Annotated in this window: 11 protein-coding genes; 6 read left to right on the top strand and 5 right to left on the bottom strand. The window is 68.4% G+C overall.

All coding sequences use genetic code 11. The features are described from left to right. The first annotated feature begins 273 nt into the window (after nucleotides 1-273). The 4 genes from OG370_RS00005 to OG370_RS00020 all read left to right on the top strand — a co-directional run bounded on the left by OG370_RS00005 (nucleotide 274) and on the right by OG370_RS00020 (nucleotide 6,181). Nucleotides 274-915 (top strand): hypothetical protein, encoded by a 642-nt coding sequence (locus OG370_RS00005; RefSeq protein ID WP_328459244.1) that lies wholly within the window; start codon nucleotides 274-276, stop codon nucleotides 913-915. A 56-nt stretch (nucleotides 916-971) separates the two neighbouring features. After that, the gene (locus OG370_RS00010) at nucleotides 972-3,416 is read left to right on the top strand and encodes a DEAD/DEAH box helicase (RefSeq protein WP_328459245.1); all 2,445 of its coding nucleotides are present in this window, start codon (nucleotides 972-974) and stop codon (nucleotides 3,414-3,416) included. After that, nucleotides 3,407-4,018 (top strand): hypothetical protein, encoded by a 612-nt coding sequence (locus tag OG370_RS00015; protein WP_328459246.1) that lies wholly within the window; start codon nucleotides 3,407-3,409, stop codon nucleotides 4,016-4,018. Before OG370_RS00010 ends, OG370_RS00015 begins: the two co-directional genes overlap by 10 nt. Nucleotides 4,019-4,525: 507 nt before the next feature. Next, on the top strand, nucleotides 4,526-6,181 hold the full coding sequence (locus tag OG370_RS00020) for an N-6 DNA methylase (protein ID WP_328459247.1): 1,656 nt from the start codon (nucleotides 4,526-4,528) through the stop codon (nucleotides 6,179-6,181). A 9-nt stretch (nucleotides 6,182-6,190) separates the two neighbouring features. Here the strand turns inward: OG370_RS00020 and OG370_RS00025 are convergent, their stop codons facing one another. The 5 genes from OG370_RS00025 to OG370_RS00045 all read right to left on the bottom strand — a co-directional run bounded on the left by OG370_RS00025 (nucleotide 6,191) and on the right by OG370_RS00045 (nucleotide 14,246). Further along, nucleotides 6,191-8,326, bottom strand: coding sequence for a UvrD-helicase domain-containing protein (locus tag OG370_RS00025; protein ID WP_328459248.1), 2,136 nt, complete (start codon nucleotides 8,324-8,326; stop codon nucleotides 6,191-6,193). Nucleotides 8,327-8,361: 35 nt separating this feature from the next. Further along, nucleotides 8,362-9,573 (bottom strand): McrC family protein, encoded by a 1,212-nt coding sequence (locus tag OG370_RS00030; RefSeq protein ID WP_328459249.1) that lies wholly within the window; start codon nucleotides 9,571-9,573, stop codon nucleotides 8,362-8,364. Beyond that, complete coding sequence (locus OG370_RS00035) at nucleotides 9,570-11,414, bottom strand: DUF4357 domain-containing protein (RefSeq protein ID WP_328459250.1); 1,845 nt, start codon at nucleotides 11,412-11,414, stop codon at nucleotides 9,570-9,572. Before OG370_RS00035 ends, OG370_RS00030 begins: the two co-directional genes overlap by 4 nt. A 73-nt stretch (nucleotides 11,415-11,487) precedes the next feature. Further along, the gene (locus tag OG370_RS00040) at nucleotides 11,488-11,865 is read right to left on the bottom strand and encodes a hypothetical protein (RefSeq protein ID WP_328459251.1); all 378 of its coding nucleotides are present in this window, start codon (nucleotides 11,863-11,865) and stop codon (nucleotides 11,488-11,490) included. After that, on the bottom strand, nucleotides 11,862-14,246 hold the full coding sequence (locus OG370_RS00045; protein WP_328459252.1) for an AAA family ATPase: 2,385 nt from the start codon (nucleotides 14,244-14,246) through the stop codon (nucleotides 11,862-11,864). The genes OG370_RS00040 and OG370_RS00045 overlap by 4 nt, the downstream gene beginning before the upstream one ends. Nucleotides 14,247-14,881: 635 nt before the next feature. Here OG370_RS00045 and OG370_RS00050 point away from each other — a divergent pair. Next, nucleotides 14,882-15,292, top strand: a complete 411-nt coding sequence (locus OG370_RS00050; protein ID WP_328459253.1) for a transposase — start codon at nucleotides 14,882-14,884, stop codon at nucleotides 15,290-15,292. Nucleotides 15,293-15,297: 5 nt separating this feature from the next. Further along, on the top strand, nucleotides 15,298-16,386 hold the full coding sequence (locus tag OG370_RS00055; protein ID WP_328459254.1) for an IS3 family transposase: 1,089 nt from the start codon (nucleotides 15,298-15,300) through the stop codon (nucleotides 16,384-16,386). The last annotated feature ends 19 nt before the right edge of the window (nucleotides 16,387-16,405 follow it).

Here is a 16,405-nt window from a genome sequence, read left to right on the forward strand (position 1 = left end):
CGCGCTGGGAGTGAGTGCCCCGCGTTGCGGGGCACACCGATCCGCGTTGCGGATCGGGGCGCGGCAAGCCGCGCCGGGCTGTCTCCGCTTCGCTCCAACAGCCCACAAACGGGGCCGCGTTGCGGCCCCCGAAGTGCCGCCGGCAAGCCGGCGGTGGGCTCCGCGTTGCGGAGCCCTGGCAGGTCCGCTTCGCTCCCCTGCCTATCGGCCGCGTTGCGGCCGAGCTGGCTAGTAGGCGCTTGGCCGGGTGTCTGGTGGGGCATGGTGGTCGTTGTGACTGATGTGTCTCAGCCTCAGGTTCGTTTACAGCTGCATGACTTCGTGCTCGACCCGAAGGACCCGGACGTCATGCGCAAGGTCCTGACGGTGGAAGCGGATGTTCTGACGTTTGACGAGGGCACAGTTACCTTCTGGCTGCGCGGGGTTGAGGTGGCCACCTTCCCTTGGAGTGCGGTGCGCGCGGTGGAACTGGCATCGAGTGCTCCTTCGGCAGCCACTCGTGCGTACTCAGTGGACGAGGTCAGGAAGCGTCACGGCAATGCGTACCAGCGCTGGACGCAGGAGGATGAGCAGCTGCTCGTCGAGCTTCATTCCTCGGGGCATGGTGTCGAGGCTCTTGCTCGACGGTTTTCGCGTCAGCCGAGTGCGATTCGTTCGCGGCTGACGAAGCTGGGGGTGGAAGAGCCTGGGGGCCAGCAGGACTCTCCTGCCCCCCCCCATTCTGACGGTGGCTCACTCGTTGTTGGACACAGCCCGGGGGAAGTCGTGCAGTATCCCATGGTCGGCCTCTTGAGTGTGAGTATGCCCTGGTTCCGGTGCGGGTCCCGGGCGGCTTCTGCAACCGTGATGAGAGTGTTCCCGGAGGGCCAAGGTCGTTCGAAGATGAGAAGCCTGCATCATAATGGTGCGGGATAGATTTCTCTCTGAGGGCCTACTGCCCCCGAGGGGCGAAGAGAGGCAGGGCGGATCGTATGGCTAGGCAGCGGCCTCGTCCTCATCAGGTCGAGGCGGTGGACGCGGTAGTGCGCGCACTGGCTCAGTCGGCGAGTCCTGTGCTCTCGGAGGGCGGGCTGCGCGCTCAGGTCATCGCTGCCACGGGAACGGGCAAGAGCCTTATCGCGGTCGAGGTGGCACGGCGGTTGCGCGCCCGGCGGGTGCTGGTGTTGGTGCCCACTCTTGATCTGCTGGGGCAGATGCTGGACATGTGGCGGGCGGGCGGCCGTGGCGGGCGGATGTTCGGCGTGTGCTCGCAGCGGGAGGGCGCCGGGCTGGGGGTTCCGTGCTCGACTGATGCGGCCCAGTTGGCCGGGTGGCTCAGGGATGCGGATCGGTGCACGGTGTTCGCCACGTATGCGGCGGTGGGGCTCGGGGTTGTGGAGCGGGCGCATACGACCGGGGTCGGCCGGTGGGATCTGGTGGTGGTGGATGAGGCACATCGGACGTCGGGTGCGCTGGGTAAGCCGTGGGCGGCTGTTCATGACAATAGCCGGGTGCCAGCGGTGCGACGTCTGTATATGACGGCGACTCCGCGGTTGTGGGAGGTGTCGGCGGAAGAGGCTGCGGATGGTGGGGGGCGTGGTCCTGCTCGGTTGGTGGCGTCGATGGACGATGAGGCGGTGTTCGGGCCGGTGGTGTACCGGCTGACGATGTCGCAGGCGATCGAGCGGGGCCTGATCGCGCAGTACCAAGTGGTCTGTGTGGACATCGCCGACCCCCAGGTCCAAGCCGCGCAGCTGGTCGGTGAGCAAGCCCGGACGGATGCGGTGCGCGGAGTGCGGCTGGCGGCGCTGCAGACGGCTGTACTGAAGACCGGAGCGGAACACCGGCTGCGCAGGATCTTGACCTTTCACCATCGCACCAGCGAAGCGGAGGCTTTCGCAAGCGGGCTGGGTCGGGTTGCGAAGGCGCTGTGGGAGAGCGATCAGGAGGTATATGCGGAGCCGGGGCTGGTGTGGGCCGACTGGTTGTGCGGGGAGCATAAGACGGTGCACCGGCGCCAGGTGCTTGAGGAGTTCTCGACGGGGATTGTGGACGAGACGGTGATGGAGTGCTGTGTGCTGTCGTCGGCGCGTGTGCTCGGCGAGGGCGTCGATACCAAGAACTGCGATGCTGTCGTCTTCGCCGATGTCCGGGGGTCGACGCCCGATGTCGTTCAGGCCGTGGGGCGGGCGCTGCGGATGCGGCCTGGGGAGGGCAAGACAGCGTCCCTGGTCGTGCCGGTGTTCCTCGGGCCGGGTGAGGAACCGGACGAGATGCTTGTCTCCAGGGCCTATGCCGACCTGGCCAAGGTGTTGACCGCGCTGCGCGCGCACGACACCGAGGCCGTTGAGCAGCTCGCTGTCCCTCAGGCTCCCGGTCGTCCGTCCGCCGGTGGAACCGCGATGGCGGCGGACGGTGAAGGAGGGGTCAGCGGGCCGGCTCAAGGGCTGCTGGCCTTCTCCACACCGCGGGATCCGGTGAGACTGGCGGCGTTCATCTCCGCGCGGGTCCTCAAGCCTGAAGGCGAATACTGGCGCCGCGGGCTGCAGGCCGCACTTGCCTACTACGAAGACCATGGGCACCTGAGCGTTCCCATCGGGCACACGGCGCCCGATGGATTCCCTCTCGGGGCATGGATCGGCCGGCAGCGGCACGCGCACCAGCGCGGGGACCTCGCCGAGGAAAGAGTGCGGCAGCTCGACGAGTTCTCGATGATCTGGTCCCACCACGCGGTGGCCTTCGACGAAGGACTGGCCGCGGCGTGCGGGTGGGCCGCCGAGCACGGGCACCTTCTGCCCCCCACCGAAGCCACCTGGCAGGGCTACCCGCTCGGCATCTGGCTCAAGAACCAGCGCGCCGCCGCCCGGCGCCCCGCCCCCTCCCAAAAGGAGGAACGGGTGGATGGTGCGGTAGCAGGTGCCCTGAGTGCAGAACGGCGTCGAAAGCTGGACGATATCGACCCGGCATGGTGCCCCGTGTGGCCAATCGCCTGGCAACGCTGCTTCCACCTCGCCCGCGCCCACCTCGCAGGTGACGGGTTCCTGCCCGAGGAGGACGGCCTGCTCATCGTCCAGGGCGAAGACATCGGCCGCTGGGCCCGCATCCAGCGCGCCGAGTGGGACACGCTGACTCCTCCGCAGCAATGGCTGCTCACCGAGATCCTCGGCCTCGGCCCGCTCGACGAACCGGAGCCGGCTGCTGTTCGGACACCTGTGCCCCGGCGCAGCCGAGCCGAGATGTGGGCCGACAACCTCACAGCCGCACGCCAATACGCGCAACGCGAAGGACACCTGAACGTACCCCGATCGCACATCGAGAACATCGGCGGTACCGAACACGCACTCGGCGTGTTCATCGCCAACTCCCGGACACGCAAGAGCAATCTCGCATCCGAACGGGTCGAGGAACTGACCGCGATCGGCATGAGATGGAGCTGACAGACAAGGTGGACTCGGCGATGAGTGCCAGTCGCGTGTGGGACGTGCTTGCCGCAGCACGGGCGTCCTACAGGTCCGAGGTCTCACCGCACTACGACGAGGTGTTCTGGGAGGTCGCAGGCCGCGTGGAGGTGGCGGGCTGTCTCGGCAAGGCCGACATCGCCGCGCTGATGGTGTGGAAGCGGCTGTCGGCTCGGACACGGTGGGTTACGGATCTTATGTCGCTGCCCGACGTGGCGGTCCGAATGGCCACTGCCGAAGCGGTTCGGGCGGTACGTGGCACTGAAACCTCCCGTGGTCAGGCAGCTGGGGCGGGACGAGCTGCCCTGGTTGATCTGCCGGGGTTTCACAAAGGCGATGCATTGGCATCGGCGGTCCTGACAGCAGCGGCACCGGCACGGATGGCAGTCTACGACCGCCGGGTGCAGCAAGCTCTGGACTCTTTGGACCTGACCCTCACCGCTACGCCTGGACGGTACGGCCGCTACATGAGCCTCCTGGAGCAGCTCCTCGAACAGGGCGGCCATCAGGCGGAGGGCTGGACATGCCGTGACTTGGACACCGCCCTGTACTGGATCGGCGGAAGCTGGCCAACGACGTGACTCCCGGCCACGTGCGTTACCACAGCGGCGTAGGGGCCTGCACGTCCCCCTACGGGCATCTGATCCCTGTGAGGGATCCCGAGGCGCTGGATCGCCCTCCAGCGCCAGCCCACAGCCGGCGACCAGCCGCCGCGTCCTTCACCGACGCCCACGCGGACATAACGGCCCACCAGAATGATCCCGACGCCCTCTCCCCCAGCGACCAGTACCGACTCTGCTGGAGGTGTGCGACTTGGTAACCGCCGAAGAGGGACGGGGCCTGGGCCTGGCCGCAGGTCAGGCCCAGCATCGACGTCACCCACCCCGTCATCCCTGCCAGTACCAGGCCGCCGCGAAACTCAACCTCGCCCTGGTCGCGGCAATCGAAGCCGACCGCGGCAGCCACAGGCGAGCAACAGCAACGTAGGCAGAGCAGTACACGCGGATCGCGCACAATGCGCTGCATGTGTACGTCGCCAACACAAGATCCTCATTGAGGACTGTCATTTCGCCGTGTACGGTGACGGCATGAAGGACGACGCTCGTTCCACCTCTGATCCGCTGATCACCGGTGCCGAGATCGCCCGGCTGGCCGGAGTGACCCGTGCCGCGGTCTCCAACTGGCGGCGCCGCTACGACGACTTTCCTGCGCCTGCCGGGGGCGGGACGACCAGTCCTCTCTTCCGCCTTACCGAGGTGCGTGCCTGGCTCGCCAAGCAGCGCAAGGGACAGGACGTATCCGACGAAGTCAGACTCTGGCAGTCGCTGCGCGGCGCGTACGGGGACGACCTCATCCGGGGGCTCGCCGCGGTCGCCAGGCTCCTGTCGGACGGCACCCCACCGCCAGGTCTCGCGCCCGAGATCAGCCGGCAGACGGTGGAGGTCGCCGAGAACACATCGAAAACCGAGCTGATCGCTGCTCTCGCCGAGCGCTTCTTGGACTCCACCCGCCGGGCCGGCTCCGATCAGGTCACCTCCCCCCGGATCGTCCAGGCTGTGCGGCACTTCGCTGGCACCGTACCGAACAGCGCGAGCATCGTGGACCCGGCTTGCGGGATCGGCAGCCTTCTCCTGTCCCTCGGCCCAGCATCCGGCCCCACCCGCCACGGCCAGGAAGTCGACCCGGCGATGGCCGAGTTCGCCCAGATCCGCGCCACCCTCACCGGCCGTGTCCCCAGCGACATCCGGGCCGGCGACTCGCTGCGCGACGACCAGTGGCCCGACCTCCAAGCGGACCTCGTCGTCTGCGACCCGCCGGTCGCCTCCCCCGACTGGGGCCGTGAAGACCTCCTCCTCGACGCCCGCTGGGAACTCGGTACTCCGTCACGCGCCGAGGGCGAACTCGCCTGGCTCCAGCACGCCTACGCCCACACAGCTCCCGGGGGCAGGACCATCATGGTGATGCCCGCGTCCGTCGCCTACCGCAAGGCCGGCCGCCGTATCCGCGCGGAACTCGTCCGCCGTGGCATCCTCACCCAGGTCGTCGCCCTCCCGCCCGGCACGGCCACAGCCCACTCCCTCCCCGTGCACCTCTGGTTCCTCCTGCGCCCCAACCCGGACGGCGCACAGGCCGTCCGGATGGTGGATCTCACCGCGAACTCCCCGGACGGCCCTCTCGACCCCGAACCCGACCAGACTGTCGACGTCCCTCTCATCGACCTTCTGAACGACACGGTCGACCTCACCCCCGGCACCCACGTCCGTGGAACCCACCGCGACTACCTGACCGAATACGCGAACCTCCGCAGCCAGCTGCAGGACCAACTCCACGCCCTGGACGCCCTGCTACCCCACCTCGCACCCGGCAGCGGCCCCGGCACCCTCGACAACGCGTCCGTCAGCGTCGCCGATCTCGCCCGAGCCGGGCTCGTCGAGTACACCGACGGCGATCCTGCCTCAGCTAGCGACCAACTCGACACCGACTACCTTCACGGCTTCCTCCTCAGCCCCGCCAACAAGCGCCGCTCCACCAGCACCAGCGGCGCCTTCCGCGTCGACGCCCGTGGTTCCCGCATTCCTCAGATGGGCATTGAGGATCAGCGTCGCTACGGCGCTGCGTTCCGCGCGCTGCAGGAGTTCGAGGAGCGTACCCGGCAGCTCGCCAAGCTCAGCGGACAGGCCACCGCCCTCGCCCACGAAGGCCTCACGAACGGTGCCCTAGACCCGGCCCTCGAGGGTGCGTGACTCCCCCGCTCACCCGTGCACGGGCAGGAACCCGCTCGCCGTCCCGCTCCACGAGACAGCCAGCGCCTCCCGGGCGCGGGTGCACGCGACGAATAGCAGACACCGCTCGCGCAGCAGGTCCGTCTCATGCTGCAGCCCGTCCACCTCGACCGGAGTGATCTCGCGGGCGAACGGCACGACGGTCGCGGTCACCCCGAGGACGGCCCCGGCCCGGAACTCAAGGCCCTTCATGGCGTGCATGGTGGCCAGCCGCACGCCATCCGTATCCGGCCCCAGGTTGTCCTTGACGCGCACGACGGGCACCCCGGCGCCGACCAGCTTGTCGTGGCACCTGTCGAGCAGCACGTTGAAGCGCGTGCAGACACCGATCTCGGCTGGACGGATCCCCTGGGCGATCCAGTCCTGGACCCGCTCCACGAGGGCAGCGACCTCCGCCTGCTCGGAGCCGTAGCCGCCGATGTGCGGCTTGCGGCCGTGCAGCAGGGACCGGTAGCCGGCCAGGCTGTCGTTCCCCTCTCCCCCCAGGTCCTCGACGGGGACGGGGCCGAGGATGCCGGTGGACCAGGCGAGGATCTCCTCGGTGCTGCGGTAGTTGATGCGCAGCCGGCTGGTGCGGCCTTTGACGGAGATCCCGAGCGAGCCCAGCGACACCCGCGAGTCGTAGATGCGCTGGTGCGGATCGCCCGTGATGAACAGGTCGTCCGGGCCGGGCGCGACGGCCGCCCGCAGGACCCGCCACTGCGCTGGGTGGAGGTCCTGGGCCTCGTCGACCACCACGTGGTCGTATTGCGCCTTGGCTGCGACGAGCAGCCTGGCGGCCTCGGCACACACCTGGAGATGCGTGAGCGAGCCGCGCGCCCTCAGCTTGGTTGTGAACATCTCGACGGCCGGCCACAGCAGCTTCCTTCGCGTCGCCGACAGGGGTGTGCCGCGTCCAGGCCGGGCGGCGGCCAGGTAGTCGTCGAGGGTGCGCAGGTCGTGGGCGAGCACCACGTGCCGGTATTCCTGCGCCAGGAACTGCTCGGTCCATGGGAGGTCCAGGCGTTTGCGGACCTGTTGCCATATCTGGCGCTCCTCCCGGTCACCGATCGGAGAGGGCGCCCGGCCGCCGAGCTCGGTGACGGTCCGGTGCGCGTACGCGTTCACGGTCGTCACGTCCACGCGGGCGAGCTGCTCCTCGTCGCCGTCGAGGAGCAGCGCAAGGTTCTCTCGCAGTGCGGCCGCGAGGGCGTTGGTGTAGGTGGTGAGCAGGACGCGGCCGGCGGGCGAGCGGGACAGCAGGTGCTTGACGCGGTGCAGGGCCACGACCGTCTTGCCCGTTCCGGGGCCGCCGGTGACCTGTACCGGTCCGCCGTACGAGACCCGGTAGGCGACGCGGCGCTGCGAGGGGTGCAGGAAGACTCGCCAGGCGGCGAAGGGCTTGTCCAGGATGTCGGTCAGCTCGTCGGGGCCGGTGACCAGGGTGATACGGCTGGCGGTGTTGGTGATGGCAGACGCCAGGTCCTGCACGGGCTCAGGTGTGGCGTCGGCGGGCCGCCGCTCGGCGACGACATCCCGGTACACCTCTTCCGGGCTGAACCCTTCGGCCAAGTACTGCAGGACCTCGAACTGGTCCTCCGGCAGCAGGGTTCCGAACGCCTCCAGCTGCGGCTTGTCGACGACGGTCCGCACCGCCCTCAGCACCTGGTCGTCGATGCCGAGTTCCTTCAGCACCGTGTCGGAGTACTTCGCCAGCAGCAGCGCCGGCGCGGCGGCCGCGGCCTTCTCCAGGGCCGGGGTCAGCTGCTCGATGGCGACGACGTTGCGGACCTCCAGGGCGCGCGTTGCCGTGTTCACGGTGTAGAGCCGCTTGGCCGCCCAGGTGTACGCGTCATCGTGCGGCACCACATTGATCAGCAGGAAGACGTCACTGCCGTCATCGGGAGCGAGCACGACTCCGCGCCAGAAGTCGTTGATCCGGATCGTCCGCATCCGCGGGTCACGGGCCTTGTCCACGGACTCCAGGTGCAAGCCTTTGTCCGCGTGGAGTTCGGCGACAGTGAGCTTTTGGAACTTGGCCATCGCCTTGCGGACACCGGCCTTGACGGGCTTGTCCAGTACGTCGTAGCTCTCCCAGAAGCTATTCGCGAACGCCAGCTGCGGCATGAGCCCCTACCCCCTGACGGATATCCCATGAGCGATCATATGCGCAGGTCAGCTGCTATGCGGTAGGCGAGGGAGCGGACTTCACCCAGCAGTTCCGCCGGAGCTTGGTCCAGGTCCAGCGCGTGCTGGTGGATGACGATACCCGCGTGCCGGACCCGGTGTGCGGTGTGCGGGGCATTGCCCTTCGCGTAGACGAGGTGGCCCTCCGGCAAGCCGAGGGCGGTGCAGTAGGCGAGCATCTGATAGAGGTCGGCGTCGGGGTAGCCGTCGGGCTTCTCGGCCTTGTACTTGGCGTCGACCACGGCCTGCGGGATGCGCTCCGGCCCGTACAGCACGAAGTCGGGCTTCAACCGGATCGCGAACGCCTCGTCCAAGTGGTGCGAGTCCTGGAGGCGGCAGCTGCGGTCCGTACCCCGATACGCCTCGCGCAGGGCGACCGTCACGAAGTCCTCGAAGAGCTTGTTCATGTTGAACAAGAACCCGTCGATACGCAGCCCGCCCGCGGCGTGCTCGGCCGAGGAATCCTCCAGCACGACGCGAGCGAGGTGGAGGGCGTGGTGGTAGCGGGAATTGAGGCGCGTGGGACGCCAGGTGGGGAGCGCCTGACCGCGCACCAGCGGGGTGATGCCGGCGAGGCGGACTCGCTGGTGCAGCAGACGGCGGCGTACGTCGCGGGGCACCCCGGGCAGCCGCAGCAGCCGGTCGACAGCGGCACCCAGGATGCGATTCTCCGCGATATCGGTGGTGAACTCGTCATACGCGATCTCGACCGGCAGCCTCGCGCCGAAGCGGCGCCGGATCTGCTCAGCCTCACGGATCCGGCCCCGTACGACGATGGAGGTGTCCTCCACAGCCCGGTATCCCTGCAGGGGCCCTTGCCGCAGCGCCCGGTCCACCTGCCTCTCCACCGCGTATGCCAGGGCAGGCTGCAGGTCGCGGTGCTCGGCGACCTCCACCTGTCCGTCGCGCCAGCCTCGCGGGTCGCGACTGTAGCCGAGCAGGAAGAACAGTCGGGCGATGGGCACCTTGGGAATGATCCGCAGGGTGACGGGGCCGCCCCCCGGCACGTCCAGGGTCACGGCACCGACCTTGCTGCCCGCCCGGAGCACCCACTTCCCTGGTGCGTACGGATCAGGGGCGGCGTCGATGATGCGTGTGGCGGCGAGCGCCCGGCCGACCGGGTCCGGGAGCGGACGGCTGACGGCCGGGGCGTGCTCGACCAGCTCGATGACGGCCGGGGTCGTCACGAAAGGGATTCCCTGAGCGCTGCGAGCCCGTACCGCTTCTCGATGTCCACGCCCTCCCCGTAGTGGTGCTCTTCCAGCAGCGGCAGGATCTTCGTGCGCCAGGTGCGCTCGAGACCGCCTTCCCGGTAGACGCCCTTCTTCATCAGGTATGAGGGGCCTATACGGAAGTCCGCATCCTCGATGCGGGAGTTGAGCGCGTCCAGCAGGTCCGCCGGCTCGCTGTCCCGTTCCTGGGCATCCAGCCACCGCCTCAGCAGTCCGCTGGTCGGCTCGGTGCGCGGGGACAGCTCGACGAACGCGAATCGGCGCCTCATCGCGGCGTCCACCAGTGCGATGGACCGGTCGGCGGTGTTCATCGTGCCGATGACGAACAGGTTCGGCGGCAGTGCGAAGTCGTCACCCGAGTACGTCAGCCGCACCGACTTGTTGCGGTACTCCAGCAGGAAGTACAGCTCGCCGAAGACTTTCGCCAGGTTGGCCCTGTTGATCTCGTCGATGATGAGGAAGTGCGGGATGTGCCGGTTGCCCTCGCGGGAGGCGAGGTCGGCCAACTCCCGCAGCGGACCTGCGGTCAGCCGGAAGGCGACCTCTCGGGTGTCCGGGTCCTCCTTCGGGCGGAACCCCTCGAAGAAGTCCTCGTAGGCGTACGAGGGGTGGAACTGCACCAGCTTGACCTGCTCGGGCCCGCCGCCGAGGAACTGGGCGAGTTCGAGCGCGAGATAGGTCTTGCCGGTGCCCGGCGGCCCGTACAGCACGAGCTGCCGCTCGTCCCAGAGCAGATCACGCAGCTCGCGCAGCCACGCCGCGTCGTGCACCAGGAGCTCGGCCGCCAGGGCTTCGTCCGGCTCGGGTAGTTCGAGCTCGCGGCGGCGTTCGGTGATGGCAGCGATCTCGGCACTCACGGCGCCCTCGTCGGCTGCGGCCTCGGCCTCAGCGGCCAGTTCGGCGTCGGACAGGCCGAGGCCGTCGAGCAGGGGCTTGACGACGGTCAGGTCCACCACGTCGTGCTGGACGGAGAGTTTCTGCTGCAGCTCCTCGGGAAGCACGTCGTAGGCGAATCCCTGGGCCTGCCACTCGACCGGCCGGCGCAGATTGGACCGCCCGCCGTCAGACCCGATCTGCTCGGCGGAGCCAGTGACCTCTCCGACGTACAGCCGCCCGCCGGAGATGGTGCACACCGTGTCACCGGGCTTCATCCGGGACAGGAAGGCGTGCACGGCCTCGACCAGTTCGAGTTTCTGGTTATAGGTGGCCGCCGAGGAGTAATCCTCCTCGATCAGGGAGCGGAGCCGGTCCTTGCTCACCCCCTGCTCGACGCCCTGCCGAAGCCGGGAGGCGGCGAGCGTGACCCGCTGTTCGGCAAGCCACAACCGCTGGACCAGGTCGAGGCCGGAGACATTGGACCCGCGCACCAGCCAGGCTCGGCTGGGCCCCCACCCCATGTGATTGAGGAAGTCGGCGAGTGGGTGCCCGTCGGCGGTCTTCCACTCCACCCATCCGTTGGCGCTGCGCCCGACCAAAATCTCGGCTGCTGCCGACGGCGAGTTGCACTCGATGTCCCGGACAGTCTCCAGCCAGCCCTGCCAGGTCGCCGACTCCCGGATCGCGCCCTCCTCGATCAGCTGCTGCCGCAGCCGGTGAGAGGACGGCATGCGCAGGGGAAACGAGGGCACCACGCCGGGCCGGGCCGGCGAATGCGCGAGGACGACGAACTTCTGGCTGCCGTTGGTGCCTTTCTCCGCCAGGAGGCGCCCCCTGGCCAGGGGACCTCCGCTGGGAAGGCGCAGCAGGAACTCCGGGTACTCCAAGGGCTCGGGAAGCCCGCCGTGCTCGTCACTCACTCGTGCTCCTCGGCCTGGTGTCTACGGGCTTCTCGTCGCCGGCAGGTGCCGACACTATCTGCGGCAATGAGGTTCACAGCCTGGCGGACGGCAGAACGTTCAGCAGCTCGGTCACGTCCTGGTGCCAGCCCCGCACCTCCGCGGGTGTGGGCGGCAGTTCGTACGTGTGGTGATGGCAGGCGGCGCTGAGGGACGACCAGACCGTGTACCACTGCCGGGCGACGGACGGTCTGACGTACCACTGCAGGCTGAGCATCCTGGTCCGGCCGTTGCGGGACATGTTCGTGGTGATTCCACTCCAGAAGCCGTCCAGGGTCTCGTCCAGTGCCAGCCGGAGCAGGACGGCGGCGGCACGGGCCCGCAAGCCTGGTGCCAGGGTGTGAACGACATCCGGCGGCGGATTGAGCAGTTCGTCGGCGGCGGCGAGGAGGCCGCTGGTGGGAAGGCTCATCGTGCCTGCACCGCCTTCGCGAGCCGCTCGGCGCGCCGGACCAGCTCCTTGCGGTCGCCGACGTGCACGGCCGCCTGATGCGATGCCTCGTTGCACTGCCTGATCAGCACCTTCGCCCAAGGCCCGTGTTCGGCGGCAAGGGCGTCGAGCACCGCGCCACGCTCCATCGACAGGGCGATCGCGGCGAGCGCGGTCAGGGGCCCCGCCTTCGCGATCTTCTCCTGCGCTGCATGCCGGCCGACACCGGCCGCTCGGAGAGACTTGCGGGCGGCCTCCAGGAACGCCGCTTCCAGCGCCACGCGACACATCGCCGGGAGCACCCGGTCTGCCACGTCCTGCGGCAGGTTGACGTCCAAGGCGATAGCTCGCGCCTCGTCCAGCGCCTGGCTGACCGGGTCGCTGACCGGCACGAGGTGCACAACCGAGTCGGTCTGCCGGGAGACCCGCTTGATCGTCGCCGTGATACCGAGCCGGCGAATGGCCTCCTCCAGGCGCGTGTCGTGGGTGAAGACCACGACCTGACGGTGGCGCGCGTAGAGGTCCAGGACCTTCGCCAACCCCTCCACCTTCTCCGGGTCCATGGACTGCACCGGGTCGTCGATGACCAGGAAGTTGAACGGGCTGGACGGGTGCGTCGCCCGCGGCATGAAGAGGGACAGCGCGAGCGAGTGCAACTCGCCCTGGCTCATGACGCTGAACGCGGGCGCGTCGATGGCGTCGACCGCGACGTCGAGGACAACCCTGCGCTGATTCGAGGCCCCGGCCAGGCTGATGGAGCCAAGGGTGACACTGCTGCGCTCGCACAGCAGCTTCCACACGGTCTGCGACTGGTCGGCGAAGGGCTTCAGACGGGCGTCACGCAGCTCGTCGGTGACTTTCCTGAGCCAGGCGCGGGCGGCCTTGACCAGTTTGCTCCGGTCATCCGCGGCGTAGGAGGCCTCCGCGTGCCGCAGCCACTCGGCGACCCGCCCAGCCATGGACTGCCAGCGGCCGTCCTGCTCGGCCAGGCGCAGCGCGGCGTCCTCGCGCGTTTGGAGGCAGGCGTCACCGAGCACGGCCTCGGCCCGCTCGGCACGGTCCGCCAGCTCGCGGGGGTCCTGAATCGTGCGGCAAGCGGCCCAGTCACGCCAGATTGCGGCGATCGCCGGCTCGTCGGCCTGGACCCAGGCGGGCACGCGGTGGATGAGATCGTGGATGTCACGTAGCGCGGCGGCCAGCTCCCCGCGTGCGGACAGCGCTTCGGCTGACTCGTGCTCGAGCCGCTCCACCTGCGCCCTGGCGCTCTCCGCCCACTTCTGATCGAGGCGTCCCTGCGTGCCGCACACGGGGCAGTCGGCGTTCTCCGGGTGCCGGCGGCGGTGCAACAGAGCCTCTTCCAGGAGCCCGATCAGTCTGCGGGCGTCTTCAGCGGAGCTGTGACGCGCGTCCTCCGCCTCGGCCGCCGCTATGCGAAGGCGCTTGACAGCTGCCGTCACTGCCTGGCGGTCGGGGGCCTCCAGAGCAGCGAGGCGCCGCAGCCGGGCCAGCGCGCTATCGTCGGCGACGGTGTGCCCCTTCAGCAGCGCCCGTACGCGGTCGAGGTCGGGACGGCGTCCGGCAAGCGCCGCCACCACCTCGGCGGCGCGGGGGTCGTTCAGCTCCGCAAGCTCCCGGAGCACGGTCGCCGTGAGGTCGGCCGTCGCCTTGACGGTGCCGCTCAAGGACTTGGCGAGCTCTCGGGCGTTGGCGTCGGTGTCGCTGAGGAATTCCAAGCCGAGGATCTCGGAGAGCGCGTCGTGCAGTGCGCTGAGTGGGCCGTTGATCAGCGCGCCGAGTTCGCTGTACGGAAGGAACGGTCGGTAGAGCGACAGCTCCTCCGGATTGATGACGTCGTTCAGCTCAGCGGACGCAGCAGCCGTCTCCACGACGGTGACAGAGTCGGCCAGTTGCTCACCGTGCCAGGCACGGCGGACCGTTGCGGGGGCGCCGCGGTCACCGAAGGCGAGGTCGACCGACACTTGCGGCTCCACGCCATGGTGCAGGTTGCGCCACCCCTGCCTCCAGACCTGCGTACGTCCCTGCCAGCGGAAGTTGTCCCCCGTCAGCGCCATCTCGGCGGCTTCCGCGAAGCTCGACTTGCCCGATCCGTTCCGGCCGGCGATGACGGTGAGGCCGGGTTCGGGGCGCAGCTCGAGGGTCGTGGCAGGCCCGATACCCCGCCAACCGGTGGCCGTGACGGACCGTAGGTACACCGGCCCGGCGCGCCCGGTGCCCCTGGGCTGGGTATCGGGCAGCAGTTCACGGAGCAGTTCCTGCGCGGCGGGCGTGAGGCCCGAGTCGGGAAGGCGGCTCAGCAGCAGGTCTGGCAAGGAGTCCTGGGCGGGCTGAGGTTCCTCGGTCATCGCAAGTGCTCCTTGAGGTGGGCGCGGCAGATGAAGGCCCCGCGTATGCAGGCGGCAGACGCCGTTACTGCAACAAGGATGACGATAACCTGTTAGCGTCGTCAACATACTTCAGATTTTCATTCACTCGATTTTGTGTACGCATGCTGGAGCCGGCGGACGCGAGGGGAGGCGCTGAGACGCCTCAAGAGGTTCCAGAGCGGGTTCGAAGTCAAGGCCCTCGCGGCATCGCGGCAATGGCCTCACCGCGGCACCGTCAGTGGGCAAACCCCGCGACAGGGGCCGCGACTGAGGTTTTCTCAGCGAAATGATCTTCGCGAAACGTTGTGAACCGCTCGCCCTTGGGCGGATCGGACGAACCCATCCTGGTCGTGGGCAGACGTAAAGCCCCTGGTAGGACAGGTCTCACCACAAGAACTCGTCCGAACCGCCAGAGGCTTCACGTTGGTCACCTATGTTGCCACGCTCGACGTCCCGCGCCACGTCGTGGACCACCTTTCACGACTGCTGGCCGCCCACCGGCGACGGCTGCGCACCCCGCGGGGATCTCGGGCGCTGCCCTCTCTGGCAACGTAGGTCGAGTCAGGCATACTGGATGATTCATTGAGCCGAGGGTGGAGAAGGAGAAGTGCTTGGTGGCCAGTACCAACGACCACGGGACCTCGGATCCGCAGGTGACACCCCGCTCGGCGGGTCATCGCCGGTACTCGGCGGCGTACAAGGCAAAGATCTTGGCCGAGTATGAGGGGCTCGACAAGCAGGCCAAGGGTGCCTTGCTGCGGCGCGAGGGCCTGTACTCGTCACTGATCACAACCTGGCGCCAGCAGCGGGACAAGGGTGCAAAGGAGGCGTTGGCCGCGCCGGCGGGTCGGCCGAAGGCCGATCCGCGGGACAAGGAGATCGCCCGGCTCGAGACCGAAAATGCCAAGCTGCAAGCCGAGTTGGGCAAGGCCCGCACCGTCATCGAGGTGCAGTCAAAACTCTCCGCGCTGCTCGACCAGTTCGCCACGGACAGCGCCACGACGAACAACGGCGAGAACACGTGACCCCGGTGGAAGCGGCGGCCGCTGAGGTGGCCGGCGACCTGGGCGGGTCGGCCTTCGAGGCGGCCCGCGCGGCTGCCCTGGACAAGCTGTCCCACCTGGTCGGCCGGGTGAAGGCGTGCGCCGCGCTCGGCATGAGCCGGGCGACCTGGTATCGCCACCACCGCACGTCCCCGCCGCCGGTGAAGCCGACCCGGGAGCGTAAGCGCGATCCGCGGGCCCTGAGCGAGGCCGAGGAAGCGGAGGTGTTGGCGGTGTTGCGGTCGGGGGAGTTCGTCGACATGGCACCGGCCGAGATCTACGCGGTGTTGCTGGACCGGGGCACCTACCTGTGTGCGGAGGCGACGATGTACCGGATCCTGCGCCGGCACGGCGAGGTCCGTGAGCGTCGGCGCCAGGCCGTCCATCCGCCGCGCAAGAAGCCCGAGTTGATCGCGACCGCGCCGAACCGGGTGTGGTCGTGGGACATCACCAAGCTGAAGGGCCCGTATCCGGGCAGCTATTTCTGCCTCTACACGATCATTGATATCTACAGCCGCTACACCGTCGGCTGGATGATCGCCGCATCCGAGAACAAGGAGCTCGCCGAGCAGTTTCTGTCCTCCACTATCTCCAAGTACCCCGTTGAACGGGGGAAGTTGACGATCCACTCCGACCGGGGATCGCCGATGATCGCCCACAACGTCGCGCAGATGCTCAGCAATATGGGTGTCACCAAGTCTCACTCGAGACCGAAGACGTCGAATGACAACCCGTACTCGGAAAGTCAGTACAAAACCCTAAAATATCGGCACGATTTCCCTGACCGGTTCGGCTGCATCGAGGACGCCCGCACCTGGTGCACCGGCTTCTTCGACTGGTACAACCTCACCCACCGACACTCGGGGATAGCGATGCACGCTCCCTACGACGTGCACTTCGGTCTCGCCGACCAGCTCCGCGAGATGCGCGCCGACGTCCTCGCGAGCGCCTATCAACAACACCCCGAGCGGTTCGTCCGCAGACCACCCGAGCCCCCAAAACTTCCCGAGGCTGCCTGGATCAACAAACCGGCCGACCTCCGACACCACGATCAAACGATCCCGGCCCAGCAATAGATCGAACTACCTGCCTTGA

Source organism: Streptomyces sp. NBC_00448 (assembly GCF_036014115.1).
Lineage (GTDB): Bacteria > Actinomycetota > Actinomycetes > Streptomycetales > Streptomycetaceae > Actinacidiphila.